The organism is Paenibacillus sp. FSL R7-0273 (assembly GCF_000758625.1).
In the GTDB taxonomy this organism is placed as follows: Bacteria; Bacillota; Bacilli; order Paenibacillales; family Paenibacillaceae; genus Paenibacillus_AQ.
Map to the genome: position 1 here is coordinate 6946853 of NZ_CP009283.1, position 26089 is coordinate 6972941.

Genomic DNA, 26089 nt, shown 5'->3' on the forward strand with positions numbered 1-26089 from the left:
GAACGTAAGCAGGAAGAGCTGCTTACGGGCAGATCTCTTCCTCAACTGCAGGGGCAGCCGGGGCCGGTTCGGCGGCAGGCGCGCTCACAGGTGCTGACGGGGCGCTGACGGTACTTGACTGTGCCGTAGCGGCAGCAGGCGCTGCGCTTGCCTTGGCCTTCACGACTTCCGTCGTGGAGAACGTAACAGTCTTCGCCGGAGCAGCTGTAGCAGCAGGGGCTGTCTCAGGTGCCGCTGCAGGAGCAACGGTTGCGGCCGGCTCGGCCGGCTGTGCTGTTACTTTTGCAGCAGCGGCTGCGGTTGCGGCTGGGGCCTTGGCTGTCTGCGGCTTCACGGCTTCAGCTGCTGCAGGGGCAGCGGTTGCGGCAGGCTTCGCCGGAGCCGGTGTTGCTGCTGCAGGGGCGGCCTGCGGCGCTGCGGTTGCCGCGGCCTGCTTCACTGAAGCAGCTGCCGGTGCAGCCGTTGCCGCCGGAGCGGCTAACGCTGCTGCTTCGGCCACGGCTGCTTCAGCCGGAGCGGCAGTCGCCTGCGGCGCTGCGGCAGCTGCTACCGGCTGCGCGCTCTCTGCCGGCGCAGCCTCGGCGGCGGCCTGCGGCTCAGCGGCCGGGGCAGCCGAAGCCTCAGGGGCGCTTGCCGCCGGAGCGGCAACTGCTGCAACTGCGGCAGCGGTGTCAGTTGTAGCGGCTGCAGAGGTTTCATCTTTAGCCGACACAGCTACAAACGTAAGTGCCGAGAACACTACGGCTCCAGCAACAATAGCAATCGTTAGTTTTTTCATAGTTAACCTTCCTTTTCTCCTAAAAATTAAGACCCGAAAGAATAGACGCTCGCGTCTTTCTTCCGAATCTCCGGCGGTCCAGTCGATTCATTTCTATAGCAGACTCAATATATCCTTACTGCAGCTCCCCCCTTATTCCGCAATAAAAAAAGATCCAGCATACAGACGCGTAGCTGCGTCTCATGCTGAATCTCCGGCGGTCCAGTCGATTCCAATTCGCTTGCAATTAAGTTCCATAATATTCATGCTGTCATCCGTTGTCAATTAAAATTTTATTTTTCATACTGGTATTATCGGAATTAAAAAATTTCTTACATATTATTACATTGACAATCATAACATTCCTATATACATTAATCACATCAAAAAAGTCGGTTTAGGAGGTCTTGGTTTACAATGAAGGATATTGACAACAATCTGCTGTCTGCGCTTGAGACGAACTGGTACGGCCTGGTCGTCTCCCTTGCCGTGTTCGCAGTGCTTTTCCTGCTGGCGCGCAAACGCGTCGGCTTCGGTACCCGGGTTATCATTGGACTGGTTATCGGACTGGTTACCGGTATTTTCTTTCAATACTTTGAATTCGAAACAAATGCAATCACGACGTTCGGCAGTATTTATGTAAGTCTGATCCGCATGCTCGTCGTCCCTCTGGTCTTTGTCCTGGTTCTCAACAGCATCGCTTCCTTAACCAACCTGGAGGCCTTGCGCAAAATCGGGATCAAAACCTTCGCCTGGTTCCTTGGAACAACCGGTATCGCCTCCGTCATCGGGCTGGTCATTGCTCTTATCTTCAATCCCGGTAAAGGCATCCAGCAGGCTGTACCTGAAGGCTTCACCGCCCGGGAAATCCCGACCTTCTCCCAGGTCATTCTGGATCTCGTGCCTTCCAACCCGGTCAATGAGGCCGCAACAGGCAAGGTCGTGCCCCTGCTGATCTTTGCGATTTTTGTGGCAGTTGCCATCATTAAGGTAGGCTCCAAGAAGCCCGAAGCCGTCAAGCCGGTGCGTGATCTGATTGAATCATTGACCGCAGTGCTTCATCAGGTTGTCAAATTCGTAATCCGGCTGACCCCATACGGCGTGTTCGCCCTGATTGCCGGAATTACAGCCCGCTACGGCTGGGAGACGCTGCAGGAGCTTGGCAGTGTCATTGTCGCTTCCTATGTGGCGCTGATTCTGCACTTTGTGCTCGTATTCGGCGGTCTGGTGCTGCTGGTGGTTAAGGTTAACCCGCTGCGCTTCTTCCGCAAGGTCTATCCGACGATTACCGTCGCCTTCACAACCCGCAGCAGCTATGCCACGCTGCCGGTCAACCTGGAGGTTATCACCAAGCGGCTGCACGTTTCACCGCGGATTGCCAGCTTCGTAGCTCCGCTCGGCGCATCCGTCAACTTTAACGGCTGCGGCGGCGTCTGGCCCGCAATTGTCACGGTGTTCACTGCACAAGTGTACGGCATTCAGCTCACTTTAACGGATTACATAACGCTGGTGCTGGTCAGCATTATCTCGTCTATCGGTGTAGCCGGCGTTCCCGGTCCGGCTGTTATCTCCACCACAGTCGTCCTGACTGCACTGGGACTGCCGCTTGAAGGCCTGGCCATCGTTGCCGGTGTTGAAGCGCTCATCGACATGGGCCGCACAGCAGTGAACGCTACCGGAACATCCGTTACCGCGCTGCTGGTGGCGAATTCCGAAGGCGAATTCGACCGCGAGGCGTTCAACCGCGATGACGACGGGGATGACGTTCTGCTCAGTCCCGTGTAAACAGACCCGACTCGCCAAAAAACCCTCCGTATCCGCTGAAAGCGCGGAATACGGAGGGTTTTTAATGTACACCCAAGACTACAGCAGGCTGACCCGCTGACGCCGCCGGGCGGAGTCGAGGCAGGCTTCAATCAGCCTCATGCTAAGCACCGGATCATTATCAGCTACAACCGGCCGGCCGCCATTGACGGCGGCAGCAAAGTGATCCGCCTGGGCTACATACGGGTTCGCGCCGGTTGCGGCAAACCGGCTTACCTCCGTTCCTTTGTACACCAGGAAATCAGCATCCTCAAACCTGGCGTTGAACGGCATCGGAACCTCGATCATTCCTTCGGTACCGAGCACCTCCAGCAGCTGGCGGTTGTAGGCCCACATCCCGCAGTCAAAGGTCAGGCCCACGCCCCCGGGGAACTCAACCAGCCCGGAGGCCATCATGTCCACGTTATCATGCTCCGGCGAGAACACCGCCTGCACTGTTACAGCTTCCGGCTCTGCGTTGAACAGCAGCCTCGCCGCGCTGAGCGGATAGCAGCCGACGTCATACAGCGAGCCGCCGCCCCACGCCGATTTGAAGCGGATATTCGTGTTATCCCCGGCATCGTTATAGGTAAAGGCACCGCGGATTCCGCGCAGTTCACCGATGTCGCCACGGGCGATAATCTCCTGCAGCTGGGCAATCCGCGGATGATGCCGGTACATATAGGCCTCAGCCAGGTGCACCCCTGCGGTGCGGCACGCCGCCACCATTTCCTCCGCCTCGGCGCTGCTGAGCGCTATCGGCTTTTCGCACAGCACATGCTTGCCGGCTTCCGCTGCTCGGATCACCCACTCGCGGTGCAGGTGATTGGGCAGCGGAATATATACTGCATCAATCCCGGGATCAGCCAGCAGCTCCTCATAGCTGCCATAGGCCTTGCTGATGCCGAATTCTGCTGCCACCCTGCTGCTTTTTTCAAGCCCCCGGCTGGCTACCGCCTCTATTATTCCAGTCTCTGATTCCTGAATCGCCGGCATGACAGAGCCTGTAGCAATCTGGGCGCAGCCGAGTATTCCCCATCTAAGCTTCTGCGTCATAGATGCACACCTTCCTTCTATAAGAATAAGAGTAAGAATGTGAATATATCTACTGACACCATATCATAGATTAAGGATCATCACTAACTGCGTTACTATCCAATATTCAATAGCCCCAGGACCACAGCAGCTGCCAGCACAACAATCCTTGCCGTACTCATCAGCACAAAATTTTTGACAGACAGTATAAAGGTTGCCGCCTTCTCCTGCTTTTCATGGAACAGGGCAATGTTGCGGCGCAGGGGAACGAGCGTGATCAGCAGAAGCGCCACCAGCACCGGATGGACCCCAAGGATCAGCAGAACAGCCATATCCAGGAAAGAAGCGTAATAGAGCAGCTTGAACAGCAGCAGTGCATTACTGCGGCCGATATAGACCGGCAGGGTGTACCTGCGGTTCTCCAGATCATCCTCGATGTCACAGATGTTATTGGCCAGCATAATGCCGGCAATCCCGAGAATTGCAGGGACCGAGAACCAGAAGATATACAGCACCTCAATAAGGTTAACGTGCAGATCAATCCAGCCGTCCCGCAGGAGCAGCGTAACCACACTCTGGTCTGAATGGATGTATGCCGAGATAAAGATAATGACAAAGCCCATAAACAGCCCGGAAAACAGCTCGCCCAGCGGCATCCGCGAAATCGGAATCGGCCCGAACGAATACAGGATACCGATCAGGAACGACAGTCCGCCCAGCAGAAAAACCAGCAGCCCCGTCTGGGAGACGAGGGCAATTCCCCCGCCTGCCGCCAGAAGGAGCAGGACTGCAATGGTTGCGACCACGGTGCCTTCTTTTAGCTTATAGTGAACGATCGCATTATGGGTCTCATAGCCGTAGCCGTGCTTTTTGGACGCTTTTTTGAAATCATAGTAATTGTTGATGGCTGTCGTCGCCATATCAAAGCTAAGCAGGGACACCAGCATCAGAAGAAACCGCAGAACATAAAAATCCTCGAACCGGTACAGCGCATACAGCGTCCCCAGCAGGAACGGAAGCATACTGGCCACCTTTGTCGGCAGCTCAACAAATCGCAGAAAGCTCCTTACATTCACCGCAACCCATCCTTATCCTTTCAAAAATACAGCTTATCGCGCAGTTGTTGTAACGGTCACCGGGGACCATTCGGCAATAACGGTCTGGCCGTGTGCCGACACGCTGCCCTCCGGAGTCAGATCCTTCTCTGTCATAATGCCGAGAGCCACCGTGAAGCTGTTGAACTTGACCGGTACATTCTGCTCACGGCGCACCTCCTTGCCGTTGACATAGAACACAGCCTCGTCATTGCCGCGGTGGTACGTAATTCGATAGGTGTTGAATTCGCGCGGCTTAAAGTCCTCCGCCTCTGTGAAGATGCAGAAGTATTTGGTTCCGCCCGTATCGGGCACCTGAACACCCGGGAACGGCAGAATGCCGTACACACTGGCATATTTGTCATTGCCGGCAAAGAAATCAAGCGCAGCGCCAGTCGTGAAGTCAAGCAGATTCAGCGAGACATACCCGTCATATAAATCCCCCGGGGCCGTCCCCTGTGTGCGGGCACGGATCTGCAGCTCAAAGCTGATCTCGCCTTCCTCCGGAATCTCCACCGGCTGCGCCGAATAATACATATGCTTGGCGTTATCGAGGATCTGCACCTGGTTATGCTGGCGGCTGAGCTGTGCCCGTACATACAGATAGCCGTTACGTACAATAACTACAGCCTCAGGCTCACGGTAAGCCCAGAAGGAGCCGTCAGGCAGTGCGAAGCCGCCGGTTTTCCACACCTTACCCTCCGACAGAATAGTATGAAAATCACCAAGTACAGTCTGGCTGCCCGGAACCAGCTGCAGCTGTTCAGCATTTTGTTTATTTTTATCCATATTCAATCCCGCTTTCTGTAATCAGATTGGGTAAAAGATTAGATAAGGCCCTGAACCAGCAGTGCCAGCGCCATAATTATACCGCAGCGTACGGAAGCCTGCTGGGAAGCGCCCATAAGCGGCAGATATGCCAGGGAAGCATTCTGCGGCTCCAGCCCCCGGTACACCTGCAGAGGCGTGAACACAGTCAGCAGCGCCAGCAGCGCGTAAACCGGCAGGACGCCGGACAGGACGCAGATAAACAGCGAGCCATAAGAGAGAAACAGCAGTACACGGGAGAATACAAGCGCTCTGCGCTCGCCCCAGACCACAACCAGCGTTCGCTTGCCGGCCTGCTTGTCCGCTCTCCAGTGCAGGAAATGGTGGTTGAACAGCAGCAGCGTCGTCAGCAGCCCCACCGGAACGGACAGCAGCACCGGCTTCAGGCTGAATTCGCCTGTCTGTACGAAATAGGAGCCCAGTACAGGCATTACTCCGAATGCGATAAAAATCGCGAACTCACTGTAGCCCTTGCCCCGGTATCCGAAACGCAGCGGCGGCGCTACATAGAAGTAAGCAATCAGCGCCCCGGCCGCTACGAACCAGAGCGTCTCCCAGCCGCTGGCAATGCTGAGAATCAGACCGCAGGCCACGGCCAGTGCCAGAAGTCCCCAGGTCATTAGAGCAAACAGCGATTCCTTCATAAGTCCGCCTGACAAAAAACCGGAATTCGTCGAGACCATTCCCGGCGTATTCTTCGCTTCCGTATCGGTTCCATTGCGGAAGTCCCACAGATCATTCACCATGTTGGAGAACAAATGCGCGGCTACAGCGCCGATAAGTGTTATAACAAACAAAAACGGATGGAAGCTCCCATCCCATACGAATGCTCCAACTGTCCCCAGAACTACGGGAATAAGCATCACGGGAATCGTCCCAAACCGTGTAATCTTCTTGAATAGTAACCATTTATCCATGCCCAAAGAAATCTCCTTCTATAAATATATGTGATTATTTTTATTGCAAGAATATTATACATCAAATTTCGACACTTGAGCGATAAATACGCTGCAAAATATTACCTAATCATGGTACACTGGATAAGGTGGTACTTATTTCCTATAAAAGTCTATAACTACTAAAGGGGAGCAACATGAAGCTGAGCAGAAAAATAATAATCTTCATCGTTGCTGTGAGCCTGTTCGGATTAGGTGTCACTTATATGCTCCTGCACTTTATTCTGCTTAACCGCTTTGAGGAGCTGGATGAAGCAGCGCTGCGGAGTAAGCTGGATAACGTGATTTCTTCCTATCAGAGCGAGCTGCAGACGATGAAGACGGGGCTGCTGAAATATTCAACCTGGGATGATACTTACCGCTTCATGCAGGAGGCGCCACCGGCAGAAGAAGAACAGCAGGCTTATCTGGAGAGCAATTTCAGTCCGGCAACCTACGCAGTGAATCAATTTGATATGGCTGCCCTGCTCGATACTTCCGGCCAGCTCCGGTACGGGGGCGTCTATAATGCGGATACCGGTGCAGTCTCCGGGCTGACTCCGGAATACCTTGAGCTATTAAGACTTATTAACAGCCGGCTGGCCGGCTTCACGGAGGGCAATGACAGCCGCTCCGGTATTGTGCTGCTTAAGAGCGGCCCGATGCTGCTCACTCTGTCCCCCATCATTAACAACAGCGGGGATAAGCCGGTAATCGGCACTGCCTTAGCCGGGCGGATGCTGCATCAGGAGGAGATATCGCGGATCTGGGACGAGGCACGGTCCACCCTCCGGATGACGGCTATTGATTCTTCAGCGCCGGCAGAGAGCAACGGCGAACAGATATGGACCCGTCTGGATTCAGACAAAATGATGTCCATCCATTCCGTGGTCAGCGACCTGTTCGGCAATCCGGCGCTTGAAATCACACTGCAGCAGCCGCGGGAGATTTATGAGAGCGGCCTGAAATCTGTGCTCAGCTTCCGGAAGTTCTTCCTGCTCTGGACGCTGCTGATGTGCGTTACCAGCCTGGTCTTCGTCAGACACTTCATTCTCCGCAGAATGTCTGTGCTTGTCCGGAATATCAGGGCCATCGGCAGCAGCAAGGACCTCAGCATCCGGGTGAAGAGCTCGGGAGACGATGAATTCAGCGAGGTCGAGCATGAATTTAACCGGATGATTGACTCCCTGCAGCAGGCGCAGGAGGAGCTGCAGCTGCAGTCCATGCTTGATCCGCTGACGCAGCTCCCTAACCGTTCGCTGTTTTTTGCCCGGCTCAATGAAGCCATTGCCTCAGCCAGGGACACCGGCAGACAGATCGGACTTGTCTTCATTGATCTGGATCATTTCAAGACTGTTAATGATACGCTGGGCCATGATTTCGGTGATGCAATGCTAAAAGAGATTGCCTTCCGGATTTCCAGGGTCATCGGCAAGCATGATGTTGTGTCCCGGCTCGGCGGGGATGAGTTCACCATACTGCTTGCCGACGCCCCTGACCCGGACAGCCTGAAAGCCCAGCTGTCCCGTATACAGGAGGCTCTTTCCATGCCTCACCGCATACAAGGACATCTGCTCTACAATACAGCCAGCATCGGCGTCAGCGTATACCCGCAGAACGGTGAAGACGCTGATTATCTGGTCAAGCAGGCCGACCTGGCGATGTTCCATGTGAAGGAATCCGGCCGCAACAACATTCTCCAGTACTCGGAGGAGCTGGAGGAGAGCATACGGCGCCGGAAGGTGCTGTCCCAGCTGCTGCTGTCCGCAGCGGTGAATGAGGAATTTGAAGTGCATTACCAGCCGATCCTGGATGCAGACAGCCTGACGGTCACCAAGCTGGAAGCCCTGCTGCGCTGGACCAGCCCCTCCTACGGCCCGGTCTCCCCTGCCGAGTTCATTCCGCTCGCCGAAACGAGCGGCTCAATTATCAGCATCGGCAGCTGGGTACTGCGCCAGGTCTGCTCTGACCTGCGCCGCTTCCGCCAGGACGGGCTGGAGCTGACGGCAGCCGTCAACATTTCAGCAGTGCAGCTGATGCAGCCCGGCTTGTCCCAGCTGCTGCTGGCCCTGCTCGAAGAGTTTGAGCTGCCCAGCTCCAGCCTGGAGCTGGAAATCACCGAGAGCGTGCTCGTGTCAGGGGACCATATTCTGTCCTCCCTTCAGGAGCTCAGAGGCTACGGCTTCCGCATCTCGCTGGACGATTTCGGCACCGGCTTCTCCTCACTGAGCTATCTGCGCCGCTTCCCGGTGGATATCATCAAGATTGACCGTTCCTTCGTTTCGGAGATGACGCTTGAGCCTCAGGGAGATGTGCTCGTCAAGACCATCATCGAGCTTAGCCACAATCTCGGGCTGAAGGTAGTGGCTGAGGGAATCGAGCTTAAAGAGCAGTTCGATCTGCTTCGCAGGCTGGGCAGCGACGAGCTTCAGGGCTACTATATCAGCAAGCCTCTGCAAGCTGTGAATATTTATGCATTTTTAGCCTGAATACGGAGCATAGCGCCCAAAAATCAATACTTCTTTTATAGGCAAGCTCCTGGCGATATGATATGATAGGCAAGCTGATAACAGCACCCGGACCGGGTGCTGTTATCCTATGCGAACACTTTTGAAAATTGGAGGCTTTAATTGCTATGTCAGCGCAATCCCAATCCACGCAATCCGTCAAAATCGTCACCGCCGATCCCAGCGCCATCGGCTTGTTCGGACTTGCTATCGTCACCCTGGTCGCTTCTTCACAAAAGCTAGAAATTACAACAGGACTCAGCTACGCTATTCCGTGGGCCATCTTCCTCGGAGCCTTCGCCCAGCTGTTTGCCTCCATCCAGGATGCCAAGCACAATAACACCTTTGGCATGACCGCCTTCGGCGCTTACGCCTTCTTCTGGTTCGGCATGGGTGCAAGCTGGCTGATCAAGCTCGGCGTATTCGGCGCCACGCTCGCTGAAGGTGTAGACCCTAAGCAGCTCGGCTTTGTTTTCCTCGGATATCTGATCTTCACCCTGTTCATGACCATCGGCGCAGTTGAAGCCAACCGGGTCCTGCTGATCATCTTTATTCTCATTGACTTCCTGTTCCTCGGCCTTTCCATGGATGCTTTCGGCGTAGGTGCAGAATTCTTCCACAAGCTTGCTGCGGTATCAGAAATGGCAATTGCTGCGGTTTCCTTCTACGGCTGCGGGGCCTCCGTGCTCAACGCCCATTTCGGACGCACCTTCCTGCCGGTCGGCGCACCCCTGCGTATCTTCAAGAAATAAGCTGACGCTGCCTTTACTGAAATTTATATAGCAACACCTGCAAGAGCAACGGATAAATACAAGCTGCCCTTAGGCGGACCGTATTTATCCGTTTTTGTTGTTTTACCGCCAGGCTATAAGGTTTTTCCTTGCACAAATACACAAAAAATGACATGCTATAGAGACACCTACGACATATCTCGACATTTGACGGTGGTGCAGGAACCACTTTGCCCAAATTGCTATAGAATGTTGAATTTTCTTATATCGGAGGCACTCCATGGCTTTCATTAATAAAAAGCCTTTAACGATCATCCTCGGCTTTCTGGCCGTGCTGCAGCTTTCTCTCTTCTATTACTATTCCATATCGGTAGAACGGGAATACCGGGCTGAAAAAGCCGATTTATCCTCACAAGCCGTCACGCTAACCTCAAATCTTGAAGAGAAAGTATCGATTGTCAAAGGAATAAGCTCCTTCATTCAAACGGTAGGCTTTGACGCAGAGCCCGCTCTTATCAACCAATACCTGAATACAGCCTATAACAACTCCAGCCGGAATGTTCTTAACCTTATGATTGCGCCGGACGGGGTCATCCGTTATCTCTATCCGCTCTCGGGCAACACCTCGATTCTGAACAAAAGCCTGCTGCTTGATTCTGCCCTCTCTTCTTCCGGCATGATCCAGGAAACCATCCGCACTCGCAGCATCACCATTGACGGGCCCCGTACACTGGCTCAGGGCCAGTACGGCATGGTCATCAGACAGGCCGTATATAACGGCAACACTTTTCACGGCATCGTTTCAGCTACAGTAACCGTTGAGGACATTGCTGACCAGCTCCAGTCGCTCGATTCTTCCATCTACGTTATGAACACTGACCAGGCTCTGCTGTTCGGACAGCAGGATGAGGCTGCCGGGGAAGTCGTGAGCACTCCGATTGATATTTATAACCAGCACTGGCTGATGGGGACCCTGTTTCCGGCACAAAAAAAATGGGAGATATTCCGAAGCATCCTCTGGATAGATCTCGCCTGCCTGCTTATTGTCGCTTTTATCCTGTATTTCTACTGGCATCAGAACCGGTTCAACCATGAGCTGGAGCGTGTAGTCAATCTCAGGACCCGGGACCTCAGCATTTCCCAGAAGCTCTACGAGAAGCTCGCCCATTATGACAGCCTGACCGACATTCCGAACCGGCGCTACTTTATGGACGAATTCGAACGGCTGCTGCAATGCTCGGAGCCGACGCAGACCTATACCCTGTTCTTTTTTGACCTGAACCGCTTCAAGGAAATCAATGATACGCTAGGGCATTCCATCGGTGATCAGGTGATCAAGACGCTGGCCGGCCGGCTTAAAGCTGCCCGCCTGCCCTTCCAGCTGTTCGCGCGTACCGGGGGCGACGAATTCGTCATGGTCTTCTCCGACCTGCCGCAGGAGCGCATTCCGGAAATCGCCGGGCAGATCAGCACCCTGATCTCACAGACCCTGCTGATAGCCGGGGCACATCTGAGCCTGTCTACAAGCATCGGCATTTCACTCTATCCGGAGCATTCCTCCAGCACCGATGATCTGCTGAAGTTCGCCGACATGTCAATGTATCAGGCCAAGTCGCAGGAGGATCGCAATTACTTCATCTTTGACTGGGAGCTGCGCGAGAAGCTCGAGCAGAAGACTATGATTGCGAAATACCTGCATTCTGCGCTGGAGCGGGAGGAATTCGTGCTGCATTACCAGCCGCAGATTAACGCGGTTACCGGTAAAACGATCGGCCTGGAGGCGCTGGTCCGCTGGAAGCATCCTGAGAAGGGGCTGATTGGCCCCGGTACGTTCATCGCCGCCGTCGAAGAGGCCGGGCTGATGATCCAGCTGACAGACTGGATTATCGGCGAGGTATGCCGCCAGCTCTGTGAATGGCGGAAGCTGGGCATGCCGCTGCTGCGGACCTCAATCAATATATCCAACAGCTGGTTCTACAACCGCAACCTGATCGAGAATCTGCTGTCCGTGCTTGACCGTTACGGCCTGGACACCGAGGTGCTCGAATTCGAAATCACCGAGAGCACGGCACTGCTGGAGGAGCATTATCCGCTGCTGCAGCAGATGCGCGATCACGGCATTATTGTCTCCATCGATGATTTCGGCACCAAATATTCATCGCTCAACTATCTTAAGCACTTTCCGGTTAACAAGATTAAAATCGACCGCACCTTCATCACCGGAATCGGCGTCAGCTCCATTGACGAGACGATTATCAAATCCATTGTGTATGTGGCCTCACAGCTGGGCTACGACCTGATTGCCGAGGGTGTAGAAACGCTTGAACAGCTGGAATTCCTCATTAGCCATAATTGCCCGCATATTCAGGGCTTCTACTTTTCCCCGCCGCTGCCGGCCGAGGAAATCGTCAGCAGGCTGGCTCTGTAGCCGGTCTGCTTTTTTTATTAGCCCTGGTCTGCCTTTCCTCTTGGTAAAACGGCCGCTTACCGCTATAATAAGCTTGGGCTGCGCGATGCAGCAGGAAGTTAACCCGAAAGGATTTCGAGAAAAATGAATGCGTTTACCAACTCAGAGCTGACCGGTACAATCATCTTTGCGCTGATTCTGGCCGTTCTTGCCTACCGGATTATTCGCGGCATGCCCGCCATGAAGGGAAATATAACGGCCTTCCGTAAAAGAACACTGGTCTGGACACAGGTTGCACTGGTTTTGACCGTCCTGCAGCTGAATTTCAAAGCCGGCGACTGGCGGTTTGCCATTATCCTCGGACTGATTGTGCTGTTCACCGGCAGCATCTGGTGGGCCGCACGCCACTATGACATGCGCCGTCCTGCTGAGAGCGATACCGCTGTACAGGACAGCTCCCAAGAGTAATTAACGCAGCTCTGTTATCAAGCTCCCGCCGGGGAGCTTTTTTTGTTGCCCTGCGGCCCGCTAAGCACCTGCCTGCAAGGTACATCTTTGTGACGGCGGGCATAGGCCGCAGCCGCTGCAAGCATACTAGTTACATTCTAAGACAGCGGAGGTACACAGGGATGACCAAAAAATTAAACCTGCTGATGTTCAGCGGTGAATATGACAAAGCGATGGCCGGACTGATTCTGGCTAATGCCGCGCGGGATATTGAGGTTGAGGTTACGATGTTTTTTGCCTTCTGGGGTTTGTTTCTTGTCCGGGACCCGGAAAAAATGACGCTGGAGGATAAAAGCCTGTATGAGAAGCTGATGGATGTGATGACTCCAAAAGGGCCGCAGCAGCTTCCGCTCTCGCACATGAATTTCAGCGGCCTGGGCCGCTTGATGCTGGAGGAGATGATGGAGGATAAAGGCGCACCGAAGCTGATCCACTTTCTGAAGGGCGCCCGCAAAAAGAAAATCAAATTCTACGCCTGCAAGCTGTCCCTGGAGATTATGGGCTTCAAGCCGGAGGAGCTGCTGCCGGAGGTTGAGATCATGGATGCCTCGTCCTACCTGAAGGATGCGCTGGAAAGCGACATGCAGCTGTTTATTTAACGGGCATGGGCTTTAACCTATCTGCTCTGCCGGGCATATACTGAGCCGTAGTGACACAGCCGGAGCACGTCTCCGGCTCCGGTGTCAGCAGGAAATAACCGGCTTTAGATGGAGGGATTGTCCGTGCCAAGCAATAACCATGCCTTCCTGGAGGAGGCCCCTGCTAACCTTGCGGCACATTTTGCCGTATTTCGTGAGCATACCATCGGCATTTGCCATCAGATCAATACACCTTTTGGACGAAAGCCGCTGCTATACGCCGACTGGACTGCCAGCGGGCGTCTATACGAGCCGATCGAACGCCGGATTCAGGAATCATTCGGCCCCTATGTCAGCAATCCGCATACCGACTCCAACACCACGGGTCTGACCATGACATTGGCTTACAATGAAGCACGGCGCATGATTAGGCAGCATGTTCATGCTGATGAGGATGATTGCCTCATCTTCTGCGGCAACGGCACGACCGGTGCAGTCAACAAGCTGCAGCGGCTGATGGGCCTGAAGCTGCCCGAATGGCAGCGCCAGAGCTTCCGTTGTCCCCCGGAGGAGCGCCCGGTCATCTTCGTAAGTCATATGGAGCATCACTCCAACCTCCTGCCCTGGCAGGAGGGCATCGGCGATGTCGTCACCGTCCCGGCCGGGGCGGACGGCAACATCAGCCCCGGCGCCCTTGAAGTGCTGCTCGCCCGCTACCGGGGCCGCCGCCTCAAAATCGGCTCATTCACCGCCTGCTCAAACGTAACAGGCATAGAGACCCCTTATCACAAACTCGCCGCCGTAATGCACCGGCACGGCGGGGTATGCTTTGTTGATTTTGCCGCCAGTGCACCTTATTCAGCCATTAATATGCACCCCTCTTCCCCGCTGGAGAAGCTTGACGCCATCTTCTTCTCTCCGCACAAGTTTCTCGGCGGTCCCGGCACAGGCGGAGTGCTGCTGTTTGATGCCGGGCTCTGCAGCGGAAGGCTTCCGGATGAGCCCGGCGGCGGAACAGTCGTCTGGGTCAATCCCTGGGGCGGGCGCCGTTACATAGCTGACGTTGAGGTCCGTGAAGACGGAGGAACACCAGGGTTTATGCAAGCCATCCGCACAGCGCTCTGTATACAGCTGAAGGAACGGATGAACGGCAGCGGTGAATGGATGAAGCTGCGGGAGCAGCAGCTTTCCACACGGCTCTTATCCGGACTTGCACGAATTCCCGGCTGCTCCATCCTGGCCGGCGGACAGACCGAGCGTCATGGCATTGTGTCTTTCACCTTACAAAAGGTCCATTATAATCTTGCCGTCAGGCTGCTGAATGACCGCTATGGCATCCAGGCCCGCGGCGGCTGCTCCTGTGCCGGTCCTTACGGCCACTATCTGCTGGGGCTTGACCATAAGCAGTCGGAGCAGATCGTCCAGGACCTGCATGCCGGTGACCAGTCCTCCAAGCCCGGTTGGGTCCGCCTCTCCCTCCACCCCATAATGACAGATGCCGAAATTGACAGAATGGTAGCAGCAGTGCAGAGCCTGACTGAATCCGGGATGGAATGGAGCAGCGATTACAGCTATACCGCCGCAACGAACAGCTGGGTTCATCGTTCAGGCCAGACAGAGACAGAGGCTGCGGTCCGGAGCCTATTCTCGGTGTAACCGGTCTGCCGCGGCCCGGGCAAACCGGGCTTCGATAGCCTTTACACACCAGAGGGAGCCCGCAATAAACAGCACCACATAGATGATCTCCCACGGGTTACGGATAAACCGCTGCACATCATTGCCGATATAAGAAACAGCGAACACCATAATCGCCTTCCCCGCACATATCGCCAGCAGATAGGAGCGCAGGCGCATTCCGGCAAGCCCGGCGGTCATATTAATCACCACGAACGGGCCGACCGGGAACAGGCTGAGCAGAAAAACATAACTGAAGCCGCTCTGGCGCACCCAGGTCATGCTTTTGGCTACCTTTGGCCTGCGTGACCATTTCTGCAGGTAGGGATGAGAGGCGATCTTGCGGATAATGAGAAAGGTTACCGTACAGCCTGCCACCAGCCCCAGCCACGAATATAAAAAGCCGAGCCATAAGCCGTATACCGCCCCGTTCAGCCCAACGATCGCGATTGTCGGCAGCGGCGGAACGAAGGATTTCATAAATGTCAGCCCGATTCCGGGCAGCGGCCCCAGCGTCCGGTACTGCTCCAGCAGAATCCGCAGCCTCTCCTCCGTCAGCCATGACGACACATCCAGTAAATACATCAATTGCCCTCTCCTCATCTAACGCTGAATTTCTCAAGCCGTGAGCTTCAATTATACAACACTTTTCTTGGTGCTTGTGACTGGACAAGCGGAAGCCGGCAGGGCTATGATGAAATTATTGACGAATGATGCGGAATTTACGAAAAGTTCCATCCTACCAAGTGAGGTCTATATGAAACTGTTTGATTTCAGGCTGCTGGCCACAAGAGCCCTGGGCCTGCTGTGCATTTGCCTGCTCGCAGCCTCAGCAGTATATCCCCTGCTTAGCAGCAGCAATGCTTCGTGCGTTCAGCCAAAACCCGGCATTATAGATTTATCCGGCTGTACTTTTGATAATACCTCAACCTATAAGCTGGACGGCAAATGGGAATTCCACTGGAATCAGCTGCTTCAGCCCTCAGACTCCCCGCAGGATGATGTCAGCTATATTTCCGTTCCCGGAAGCTGGAGAACATGGAATCAGAAGGAGTTCAGCCGTTACGGCTTTGCTTCCTACCGCCTGCAGCTGCAGCTGCCGTTGAACAGCACCGGCTTCGCCATGAAGGTGAACAATATCCGCAATGCCAGCCAGCTCTTTATTGATGGCGAGCCGCTCGGAGGCAGCGGGATTGCCGGACAGTCAGAGCAGGCCACGAAGCCCCGCAACCAGCCCTACACTGTTACCTTCAGCAGCGATACCGGCCGGGCGGAAGTCATTATTCACGCCTCCAATTTCACGTATAACAGCGGGGCAATTGCAGAGTCCATCCGTATCGGATCACCAGAAGCTGTAGCAGCACTGGATCAGCGCAACAAGATATATGATATTGTGCTGGTGGCAGGCTTCGCTTTTATCGGAGTCTATTTCCTGGGACAGGGCCTGCAGCGCAAAGAAGACTATTCCTCGCTGCTGCTGGCGATGTATTGCTTCACGATTACCTTTTATATGCTTACACACAGCGAAAAGCTGCTCTTTGACATCTACCCCTCGATCTCCTATGAATGGTTCAGCAAATTACAGCTGATAACCGGCGTGGTCGGCTTTTCGTTCGTAGCCAGCTATACCTATTCCCTGTTTCCTGCACTGTATTCACGGCTATTCCGCAGGATCACCTTTATCTATTCCATCGGCTTCTGCCTTCTCACTTTGGTAAGCTCTGTCCGCTTTTACTCCAGAGCCTCTGATATATTGATTATCTTTAGTATGATCTCTATTATCTATACCTTCTATGTTATGGCCAGAGCGGCGCTGCAGCGGGAAACCGGCTCCTTTTACCTGATGATTGGCGTTATTGCCGCCATCATGTTCACGCTCTCGGTATCAAGCAACCTTATGCTGGGTACAGGATTTTACTCCATCCCTCCGGTGTCCGGACCCATCTTCATCATTGCCGAGGGCCTGTTTCTCTCCGCGCGGCAAGCCCATGCCTATGAGACGATCAAGCAGCTGTCCCAGCAGCTTGCGCGCAAGGACAGGGACAAGGATGAGTTCCTGCTAAAAACCTCAAACGAGCTGCGTACACCGCTGAATGCCATCATTAATATCTCTTTATCACTCTATGAGGGCAGCGGAGGCCCGCTAAGCTCCTCACAGCGCGAGGATATGCGCCTGATTCTCGGAACCGGCAGACGGCTGGCATTCATGGTCAGGGATATCCTCGATTATGAGCAGATTAAGCAGCAGCGGATCACCCTGCACTGGAAGCAGGTCGATATTCAGGGAATCGCCAATATCGTTATTGAAGTCTTCCAGTTCCTAAATATAAAGCCGGATATCCGCATCAAAAACCGCATCCCGCCCGGCGTCTATCTGATTGAGGCAGATGAGCACAGGCTGATGCAGATTCTGTACAACCTGCTCGACAATGCCCTCAAATTCACCGACCGGGGCAGTGTGGTATTTGAAGCGGAGCAGCAGTCGGGTACCCTCTCCATCTCCGTTACCGATACAGGCAGAGGAATACCGCCGGAGCGTCTGGAAAGTATATTCCGCGATTACGAGCAGGTCAATGAAGCGGACTCGCTGGAGAGCGGAGGGCTTGGTCTGGGTCTGGCCATTACCCGCAAGCTTGTCGAGCTGCACGGCGGCAGCATCAGGGTACAGTCGTCAGCCGGGCGGGGAAGCACCTTCACCTTCTCTATCCCGGTCAGCCAGCCTGGAGCTGCGGCGGCAGAGCCGGATAACCGTGAGCTGCTGCTCACACCGGTCAAGCCGTCTCCGGAAGCTATGGACGACGACTGGAAATATCCGGTCATCCCGCTGACCCCGCCCGGCTGGAGCGGGGAGGCAGGCCCGGATACTCCGCGGATACTGGTCGTGGACGACGATTACGCCAACCTCAAGGCACTGACCAATCTGCTGTCACTGGAGAATTATATGATCACCAGCATCCGCAGCGGTAAAGAGGCACTGGCTCTTCTTGCCGGCGACCGTAATTTCGACCTGTGTATTATCGATGTGATGATGCCGGAAATGTCGGGTCTTGAGCTGTGCAGAATCATCCGCCAGACCTTCAGCCCGCTGGATCTGCCTGTGCTTATGGCCACTGCCGGACAGCAGCTCCATTTCAATGAATCCGCCTTCCGGGCCGGAGCCAATGATTTTATCCACAAGCCCTATGCCTGGAGCGATTTGAAGGGCCGGGTTAAAACTCTCGTTGAGCTGAGAAGGTCGGTGGCAGAGCGGCTCAGCTCGGAAATCGCCATGCTGCGTGCGCAGATAAAACCCCATTTCCTGTACAACTCCATCAACACTATTATATGGATGAGCACACGGGATAACGAGAAGACACGGCATCTGCTGTATGACCTCAGCCACTTTTTGCGCGGAAGCTTTGATTTCAGCAACCAGGAAACAGCTATTCCCTTTGAGAAGGAGCTGGAGCTGATCGAAGCTTATCTGTCGCTGGAGCAGGCACGGTTCGGCAAGCGCCTGAGTGTTCAGTACAATATTGAGATCTCCGAATTTACCCTGCCGCCGCTGATTGTACAGCCGATTGTGGAGAATGCTGTCCGGCACGGACTAATGGAAAAAATCGGCGGAGGCACCCTCGTCCTCAGCACCAGCCTGCAGGACGGATATATAGTCATTACCGTCTCCGACAACGGCAAGGGCATGAGCGACGAGCAGCTGGCCTCCTGGATGTTAGACGATTACCGCTCATCCCCGCGTCAAGGTACAGGGATCGGGCTAAAAAATATTAACCGCCGCCTGCTGAAGCAATTCGGCCATCCGCTGCTGCTTACCCGCGGCGAAGACAGCGGAATTGAAGTGCGCATAAGAATACCGTGGAAGGGTGAGGTCTCCTGAATTATTCTGTAATGGTTGTAGATGACGAATGGCCGGCGCTGGAACAGATGCGCGAGCTTCTGCAGCAATGTGAAAACATTGCCTCAATCCATGTTTTTGATAATCCCAGGGAGGCCTTTACTGCCGCCGCGGAGCTGAAGCCTGATCTGATCTTTCTTGATATCCAAATGCCCGAGCTGTCCGGGCTTGCCTTTGCCGAGAATCTTCTGCCGTTCTCGCCGGATACAGAGATCGTATTCGTTACCGCCTACCGGAGCTACGCCGTCGAGGCCTTCGACCTTTCAGCAGCCGATTATCTGCTGAAGCCGGTAGACCCGCCCAGGCTGCTCAAGACCTGGTCCAAATTCCTGTCCAAGCGGATGCAGTCCGGGCAGCCCGGGCAGACCAGCCCAAGCGCGCATTTCCGATCCCTTGGCGGCCACATTCTGACCGGTCCGCTAGGTATCGTTAAGTGGAGCACACACAAGGCAGAGGAGCTGTTCGCCTATTTATGGATTCACCGGCAAGGCAGTGTCAGTGTTATTCTGAATGATGTTTTCCCGCAGTGGAATTACGAGAAGGGCAAGCAGTATCTGCATACCACCGTCTACCAGATCCGCAAAACCTTAAAAACCGCCGCCCTCGGCGACATGATCGGGCTGACCTCTGACCGGGAAAATTACCGCCTGGAGGCCAGGGGCATCGAGGGGGATGCCGACCTCTTTCAGGAGGCCGCGCTTGCAGCGCTGCAGGATAATAACCTGGACAGCCTGCGTGATGCTTCTTCGCTGTATAAGGGGGAGCTTCTGCAGGCTCTGGACAGTCTCTGGATCTATCCGGTCCGGGATAAGTACCGCCAGCTCTATCTGAAGCTGCTGGAGCAGCTTACGCAAGGACTGATTCACTCCGGCCGACAGTATGAAGCGGAAGAATACGCTCTTCGGCTGGCCGAGCTTGAGCCGCTGGAGGAGAGCTATGCCCTGCAGATTATTGCCCTCTATTATGAGATCGGCAAGCCGCTGCGGGCCCAGCGGCGCTTTACTCAATTCCGCGACTCGTACAGAAACGAAATGGGCGGAGAGCTTCCGGAGTGGTTCCTTGAGGCTTATCAGCGCCTTGGAACATAGCTCTTGCGTTATCAGCCAGCTATCAGCAGCAGGCTTACAGCTCTCATATTTTTTTGCAAAACAGCCCGGCAGTTGCCTGCCGGGCTGTTTTTTTCGCTATTTATTCGTATAAAGCGGTATCATTTCGATTGTTTACGTCAAACTTCGACTTTTTATCAGTGTTTTATCAGTGACAAATAGTACCATTGATTTACACAGCAATGATCACACACCGGAAGTATCACACGAGTATATGGAGGTTGTTACATGAACGGATGGCTGGGCTTCAAGAAAGCTTTTAAAGGATCGAATTTTCTCACCCTTATGTTCTCCATGATGCGCGAGGTTACCATAGACAATACACCACCTGCTATGTCTGTTGAGGTTACAACCGACCAGACCGCCTATGCGCCAGGGGACGAAGTGACGGTACTCGTGAATTTGCGGAATTTCGCTCCGAATGACCGTGGTTATAGTTATATGAATTTTATCGTACAGTATGACAGTGCGGTTTTTGATAACGCAGAGTATCTCGTGCAATCGGCTTACAGCGACTCCGCCTTTACACCGGGCAACGAGGTCGGCAATATTTTTCAGTATAATTTTGTGAACCCGGTCGACGGCGGGATTTACTTCGGAATGAACACCACCATGCGCGGAATCGATATCCAGGTGGAAGCCAACTCGAAGCAGGCCCAGATCCCCGCTGTGGATCAGACTCTGGTTACCTTTAAGCTCCGTGTGAAGGAGCATACACTTGCCGGCTCCTCAACCATCAGCCTGGCCAACGAGTTCACCCGGATCAGAACGTCAGAAGCCAGCAACAGCTTTTATCTCTACTCTCCGGACATCACTGTACTCGCTTCCGAACCGGTAGCTATTGTCCCTACTCCCCAAGTTTCCGTATACTCGATGGGCTCCAGTGCCAAGGCTAACCGCCTGGCTTAATATAGCAAAATGGATCATATGTATAACTGCCCGGAATCCTATTTATTTTATATAACCGGATTGTATCATGACTAATCAGGCTTTTCTCCGTTCTGTACCTCCGGGCGGGGAAAGGCCTTTTTTTTGCGTGTTGGCATGCCTGTGAATTTCCTGTACTGTATTCTTATATTTCGGGCTTACACCTTAGCCTTACACCTTATATGAGAGGAGAGGTACAGATGCTAATCACTTCACAACAGATGGATCTCCGCCTGACTGCACAGCAGGATCTGGACTTCGTGCTGGCCGCTGAGCAAGATGAGCCTAACCAACGCTATATCGGACAATGGGGCAGGGACAAGCATTCTGCAGCTATTACCGATAAAGACATCCTGCATCTGATTGTCCAGGATAAAACCGGGCAGCCGGCCGGTTATGTTATTCTCACCGGGCTGCAGGACCCTAATCTGTCCGTATGCCTCCTGCGGATCGTCATTGATATAAAGGGCTGCGGCTATGGCACTTCAACGCTCGCACTGCTCAAGGATTGGATCTTCAACAATACGGAGACGCACCGTCTATGGCTGGATGTAAAAGAATTCAACTCTAAGGCGCGGCATGTGTATGAGGCTGCTGGCTTAAAAGTAGAAGGGATATTGCGTGAAGCGGTTAAACACGGGGATTCCTTTGACTCCATGGTCATTATGTCCATCCTGAGGCAAGAGTACGAGGAGCAAGCCGGCGAGCCGAAATAGGCCTTACTTACATACAGAAGCTGCCGGTTTCCGGCGCACCCGGGTGTGGATGGAAACGGCAGCTTCCCAGTTCTTCCCTCAGATCGGCGCCTCAATCAGCGCTGCTGGCTTGCCGCCGGCAAAAACGACTGTAGCCACATGCTTGCGCGCATCCGCAGTCAGCAGCAGCAGCTTCACGGGATTACCTTCCGAGCCGTTACGGACAAAAGTCACCTCGGCTCCGTCCAGGTCTTCTGTGATATTCATAATTCCATAGCCCCGCTGCAGCAGTCCGTCAACAGCCCGGCGCTCCTTATCAAACTCCTCATATGCTGACATATCAGACCACTCCTCCACTGATTTCTGCTTTGACGGGAAACGCCGTTTCTGCCTCGAACCGTTTGCGGTGCAGGTACTTGCCTGCCCCTGCCTGCCCGACGAACAGCTTGTCACGGATGACAAACTCGCCGCGGCTCAGGACAGAGACCGGCTCACCTTTGACCTCGAGGCCTTCAAATGCATTGTAATCCACCTTCATATGATGGGTTGCAGCCGAAAGGGTTCTTTCTGCAGACGGATCGAAGATGACAATGTCGGCATCACTGCCGATGGCGATCGTCCCTTTCTGCGGGAACAGGCCAAACAGCTTGGCGCTGGAGGTAGAGATAATATCGACGAACTTATTCAATGAGATTCGGCCCTTTTGCACCCCCTCCGAGTACAGCAGACTGAAGCGGTCCTCAATGGTAGGCCCGCCGTTCGGAATTTTGGAGAAATCACCGCGTCCAAGCTCCTTCTGCCCTTTGAAATCGAACGAGCACTGGTCCGAGCCGATCGTCTGCAGCGAGCCGTTCCACAGCGCATCCCACAGCACATCCTGATTCCACTGCTCACGCAGCGGCGGAGACCAGACATATTTGGCACCCTCAAAGTCCGGCTTCTCAAGCGCCGTCTGATCCAGCACCAGATACTGCGGGCAGGTCTCGCCGTAGACGCGCAGCCCCTTCTTGCGGGCCTCGGCAATTTTCCACGCCGCTTCAGCGCAGGTTACATGCACAACGTACAGCTGTGAATCCGTCAGCTCTGTCAAATAAGCAGCCCGCCCGGTAGCTTCACCTTCCAGCTCCGGCGGCCGGGTCAGCGCATGATAGATCGGGTCTGTGTTTCCGGCAGCCAGCGCCTGCTCCACCAGGTATTCAATGACATCCCCGTTCTCGGCATGGACCATTACCAGCGCACCCTCCCGCTTGGCGGCCTGTAGCGTCTTAAACAGCACGCCGTCATCAGCCTGGAAGGTATTCTTATAAGCCATAAACACCTTCAGCGAGGTAATGCCCTCCTGCTCGATAATCTGCGGCAGCTCGCCAAGCACCCGGTCATTCAGCTCGGATACCATCAGGTGGAAGCTGTAGTCAATCACAGCCCTGTCCTGCGATTTGTTGTGCCACGTATCCACAGCGCTCTGCAGCGGCTGGCCCTTGGTAGTCAGGCAGAAATCAATTACGGTTGTTGTACCGCCGTAGGCAGCAGCAATCGTCCCGCTCTCGAAGTCATCGGCGGTAACCGTTCCGCCAAAAGGCATATCCAGATGGGTGTGCGGATCAATCCCGCCGGGGAATACATAGCAGCCGGAAGCATCCACAATTTCAGCACCCGGCACTTCCAGATTCAGGCCGATCCCGGCTACAATTCCGTTCTCAATCAGGATATCCGCAGTATACGTATCTGCAGCAGTGACGATAGTGCCGTTTTTGATGATTTTCGCCATCCTAGACCACCTCCGCTTCTGAATATGAGCCGTTCAGGGTGCTGATTACCTGCTGCCGCTGGTTCCAGGTCATCGGCGCTGCCCCGCTGTCCAGCGCAATCATATCTATCGCACCGTCAGCCGGACAGACAATCGAGCACAGGTTGCAGCCTACACAGTCCTCCTCACGCACCTGCAGAACCGCCTTGCCGTCAGCATTCGTGAGCATATCAATACATTGATGCGAGGCATCCTCGCAGGCAATATGGCACTTGTTGCAGTTAATGCAATTGTCTTCATTGATTCGCGCAACGACTTTATAATTAAGATCCAGGTCACCCCAGTTAGAGTATTTCGGCACCGATTTGCCGGTCAGCTCTGTTACCGAAGCAAGCCCCTTGTCATCCAGATAGTTGTTGAGGCCGTCTATCATTTCCTCCACGATCCGGAAGCCGTGATGCATCACCGCCGTGCAGACCTGGATGCCGGTTGCACCCATGAGCATGAACTCGACTACATCCTGCCAGGTGGAAATGCCGCCGATCCCCGATATCGGTATGCCGACACCGCGGTCGCGGGCACATTCAGCCACCATGCTCAGGGCAATCGGCTTGACTGCGGGGCCGCAATAGCCGCCGTGAGCGCCCTGGCCGCCGACATGCGGAATGGTATTCCAGCTGTGAATGTCCACTCCGGCCAGGCTGTTAATCGTATTGATCAGGCTGATCGCATCTGCGCCGCCTTTTGCTGCATGACGGGCAACCACGGTAATGTCCGTAATGTTGGGCGTAAGCTTCACAATTACCGGTGTAGTCGCCACTTCCTTCACCCAGGTCGTCTGTGCCTGCACCAGGTCAGGCTGCTGCCCGGAGGCAGCGCCCATGCCGCGCTCGGCCATGCCGTGCGGGCAGCCAAAGTTGAGCTCCAGCCCGTCAACCCCGACAGCCTCCACCCTTTTTACAATCTCATGCCACTTCTCCCGTTTCGGCTCCACCATCAGGGAGGCAATCACCGCATGATCAGGGAATCTCTTTTTTGTTTCGTAAATTTCCTTGAGGTTCACTTCCAGCGGACGGTCCGTAATCAGCTCAATATTGTTGAATCCTGCCACGCGCTGCCCGTTGAAATGAACCGCTGCAAAACGCGACGAGGTGTTGATAATCGGATCACCCAGCGTCTTCCATACCGCGCCTCCCCACCCGGCCTCGAAAGCCCGCTGGACCTGATAGCCCGTATTGGTAGGCGGCGCTGAGGCCAGCCAGAACGGATTGGGTGATTTAATTCCTGCTAGATCAATTCGCAGATCTGCCATAGTTGTTCCCTCCCTGTCATATGTAGTCCGGGGATAGCCGCCGGGCCTGCACTGCATATTCCTTCCTGTCTGTCCGGCAGAGGCAGAGGCGGCAGCGGTTATACCGCAGAACCGACCACGCTGTCCTGCAGACCGGATAATTGCTTCACTATCGCGTAGGCCGCATCCTTACCCTGCTGGGCTGCCGATACCACCATTGCCTCACCGTTGCCTGAGCCGAAGACGATATCGCCCGCCGCATAAATCATCGGATCTGAGGTCCGGCCCGTCTTCGGGTCAATGCTGACCACGCCTCGGTCATGCTCCAGGCCGAGGGATTCAATCAGACCGGTCCGCCGCTTCTGCCCGATTGCTATGACCACAGCATCGACCGGCATTATGAATTCCGAGCCTTCAACAGGCATCGGTGTCAGCCGCCCGTCCTTGCCCGTCTCCCCGGTCAGCTTCATCTGTACGCATTCAAGCCCGGTTACATTGCCCAGCTCATCGCCGACAATGCGCTTCGGCAGTGTCAGCCAGCTGAATTCTACGCCCTCCTGCTTGGCGAATTCGTATTCAAAGTCGTAAGCGGTCATCTCGCTGCGGGTGCGGCGGTAGACCATTTTGACATTAGCTGCCCCGAGCCTCACCGAGCAGGTCGCCGCATCGATCGCAGTGTTGCCTGCGCCAATAACTGCAACGCGCTGTCCCATCAGCTCCAGCGTTGGGATACCCGTCTTGGTCGTCTCCACCAGTTCAATGGCATCATAGACACCGGACAGCTTCTCCCCTTCAATCCCGAGCGGCGGGACATAGCCCATTCCGGCAGCAAGCACAATGGCGTCATATTCACCCCTGAGCTGCTCTGCCGTAACATCAACGCCGATTTTGACCCCGGTACGGATCTCCACACCCAGCTTCTCCACCTGCTCCACCTCCCACAGCGATATGGACTGCGGAAGCCGGAAGGAGACGATGCCGTGCGTATTCAGCCCGCCGGCCAGCTGCTTAGCCTCATACACCACTACAGCAAAGCCTTCACGCGCCAGCTCTCTGGCAGCAGATAAGCCGGCCGGACCGCCGCCGATCACAGCGACCCTTTTACCGTTAGGCACACCGGCCTTGAACAGCTGAGCACCGCTATTGACGGCCCAGTCCGTAGCATAACGCTGCAGCAGCCCGATCTGTATCGGCGCCGAGGCATCATTCAGCACGCAGGCCCCCTCACAGAGCTCTTCAGTCGGACAAACCCGCGCACAGCTGGCACCTACCGGATTAGACTCCATAATGGTCATAGCTGAGCCCTTGAGATTGTCAGTGGCAATCCGCTTGATAAAAGAAGGAATATTAATACCGGTAGGGCAGGCCTTGATGCAGGGCGCATCATAACAATAGAGACAGCGGTTAGACTCTTCGACCGCACCCTTGCGGCTGAGTCCCGGCTCCGCCTCGGCGAAATTGCGCATGAACATATCAGGTGTAAATGCAGTTAACGGAGAAGTGTGCTCCATCAGTTATCCCTCCCTTTGAATAATAGCCTTGGTATCCATTGATGTTATATTTATTAACATTATT

General features: G+C 54.6%; 21 protein-coding genes. 11 read left to right on the top strand and 10 right to left on the bottom strand.

Features of this window, described 5'->3' with window-relative positions; translation table 11 throughout:
* Positions 1-22: 22 nt before the first annotated feature.
* Positions 23-778 (bottom strand): hypothetical protein, encoded by a 756-nt coding sequence (locus R70723_RS29860; RefSeq protein WP_052421516.1) that lies wholly within the window; start codon positions 776-778, stop codon positions 23-25.
* A 396-nt stretch (positions 779-1174) separates the two neighbouring features.
* Between R70723_RS29860 and R70723_RS29865 the strand changes: the two genes are divergently transcribed.
* Complete coding sequence (locus R70723_RS29865) at positions 1175-2542, top strand: dicarboxylate/amino acid:cation symporter (protein WP_179088048.1); 1368 nt, start codon at positions 1175-1177, stop codon at positions 2540-2542.
* Between the two features lie 78 nt (positions 2543-2620).
* On the opposite strand, the gene R70723_RS29870 is transcribed toward R70723_RS29865, so the two are convergent.
* The 4 genes from R70723_RS29870 to R70723_RS29885 all read right to left on the bottom strand — a co-directional run bounded on the left by R70723_RS29870 (position 2621) and on the right by R70723_RS29885 (position 6434).
* A complete protein-coding gene (locus R70723_RS29870) occupies positions 2621-3616 on the bottom strand; it encodes a Gfo/Idh/MocA family protein (RefSeq protein WP_039877728.1) in 996 nt (331 codons plus the stop codon).
* A 95-nt stretch (positions 3617-3711) separates the two neighbouring features.
* Positions 3712-4671 (bottom strand): 1,4-dihydroxy-2-naphthoate polyprenyltransferase, encoded by a 960-nt coding sequence (locus R70723_RS29875; protein ID WP_039877729.1) that lies wholly within the window; start codon positions 4669-4671, stop codon positions 3712-3714.
* Positions 4672-4704: 33 nt separating this feature from the next.
* Positions 4705-5478: a DUF6081 family protein gene (locus R70723_RS29880; protein WP_047171267.1), complete on the bottom strand. Its 774-nt coding sequence runs from the start codon at positions 5476-5478 to the stop codon at positions 4705-4707.
* 38 nt (positions 5479-5516) lie between these two features.
* Complete coding sequence (locus R70723_RS29885) at positions 5517-6434, bottom strand: prenyltransferase (protein ID WP_039877730.1); 918 nt, start codon at positions 6432-6434, stop codon at positions 5517-5519.
* A 176-nt stretch (positions 6435-6610) separates the two neighbouring features.
* Between R70723_RS29885 and R70723_RS32450 the strand changes: the two genes are divergently transcribed.
* From R70723_RS32450 to R70723_RS29915, 6 genes are all read left to right on the top strand, one after another.
* Positions 6611-8941 carry an EAL domain-containing protein gene (locus tag R70723_RS32450; protein ID WP_052421517.1) on the top strand — a complete coding sequence of 777 codons (2331 nt, stop codon included), beginning with the start codon at positions 6611-6613 and terminating at the stop codon, positions 8939-8941.
* Positions 8942-9087: 146 nt separating this feature from the next.
* Positions 9088-9711, top strand: coding sequence for an acetate uptake transporter (locus R70723_RS29895; RefSeq protein WP_039877731.1), 624 nt, complete (start codon positions 9088-9090; stop codon positions 9709-9711).
* Positions 9712-9970: 259 nt separating this feature from the next.
* Positions 9971-12118, top strand: coding sequence for a bifunctional diguanylate cyclase/phosphodiesterase (locus R70723_RS32455; RefSeq protein ID WP_052421518.1), 2148 nt, complete (start codon positions 9971-9973; stop codon positions 12116-12118).
* 123 nt (positions 12119-12241) lie between these two features.
* Complete coding sequence (locus R70723_RS29905; protein WP_047171268.1) at positions 12242-12565, top strand: hypothetical protein; 324 nt, start codon at positions 12242-12244, stop codon at positions 12563-12565.
* Positions 12566-12726: 161 nt separating this feature from the next.
* Entirely contained in the window at positions 12727-13203 is a 477-nt protein-coding gene (locus R70723_RS29910) for a DsrE/DsrF/DrsH-like family protein (protein WP_039877733.1), read from the top strand.
* Positions 13204-13311: 108 nt separating this feature from the next.
* Positions 13312-14838: an aminotransferase class V-fold PLP-dependent enzyme gene (locus R70723_RS29915; protein WP_039877734.1), complete on the top strand. Its 1527-nt coding sequence runs from the start codon at positions 13312-13314 to the stop codon at positions 14836-14838.
* Here the strand turns inward: R70723_RS29915 and R70723_RS29920 are convergent.
* Positions 14824-15441 (bottom strand): TVP38/TMEM64 family protein, encoded by a 618-nt coding sequence (locus R70723_RS29920; RefSeq protein WP_039877736.1) that lies wholly within the window; start codon positions 15439-15441, stop codon positions 14824-14826. The two genes, R70723_RS29915 and R70723_RS29920, sit on opposite strands and share 15 nt — an antisense overlap.
* Positions 15442-15613: 172 nt before the next feature.
* Here R70723_RS29920 and R70723_RS29925 point away from each other — a divergent pair, with 172 nt between their 5' ends.
* The 4 genes from R70723_RS29925 to R70723_RS29940 all read left to right on the top strand — a co-directional run bounded on the left by R70723_RS29925 (position 15614) and on the right by R70723_RS29940 (position 21497).
* Entirely contained in the window at positions 15614-18730 is a 3117-nt protein-coding gene (locus R70723_RS29925; protein WP_179088049.1) for an ATP-binding protein, read from the top strand.
* 11 nt (positions 18731-18741) lie between these two features.
* Positions 18742-19836: a response regulator gene (locus R70723_RS32460; protein WP_052421519.1), complete on the top strand. Its 1095-nt coding sequence runs from the start codon at positions 18742-18744 to the stop codon at positions 19834-19836.
* Positions 19837-20082: 246 nt separating this feature from the next.
* A complete protein-coding gene (locus R70723_RS29935) occupies positions 20083-20763 on the top strand; it encodes a cohesin domain-containing protein (protein WP_039877739.1) in 681 nt (226 codons plus the stop codon).
* Positions 20764-20981: 218 nt separating this feature from the next.
* Positions 20982-21497, top strand: coding sequence for a GNAT family N-acetyltransferase (locus tag R70723_RS29940; RefSeq protein ID WP_039877740.1), 516 nt, complete (start codon positions 20982-20984; stop codon positions 21495-21497).
* Between the two features lie 78 nt (positions 21498-21575).
* Here the strand turns inward: R70723_RS29940 and R70723_RS29945 are convergent, their stop codons facing one another.
* From R70723_RS29945 to R70723_RS29960, 4 genes are all read right to left on the bottom strand, one after another.
* On the bottom strand, positions 21576-21815 hold the full coding sequence (locus tag R70723_RS29945) for a hypothetical protein (protein ID WP_047171270.1): 240 nt from the start codon (positions 21813-21815) through the stop codon (positions 21576-21578).
* 1 nt (position 21816) lies between these two features.
* The gene (gene hydA, locus R70723_RS29950) at positions 21817-23244 is read right to left on the bottom strand and encodes a dihydropyrimidinase (protein WP_039877742.1); all 1428 of its coding nucleotides are present in this window, start codon (positions 23242-23244) and stop codon (positions 21817-21819) included.
* Position 23245: 1 nt separating this feature from the next.
* On the bottom strand, positions 23246-24535 hold the full coding sequence (gene preA / locus R70723_RS29955; RefSeq protein ID WP_039877743.1) for an NAD-dependent dihydropyrimidine dehydrogenase subunit PreA: 1290 nt from the start codon (positions 24533-24535) through the stop codon (positions 23246-23248).
* Between the two features lie 98 nt (positions 24536-24633).
* The gene (locus R70723_RS29960; RefSeq protein WP_047171271.1) at positions 24634-26025 is read right to left on the bottom strand and encodes an NAD(P)-dependent oxidoreductase; all 1392 of its coding nucleotides are present in this window, start codon (positions 26023-26025) and stop codon (positions 24634-24636) included.
* Between the last annotated feature and the right edge of the window lie 64 nt (positions 26026-26089).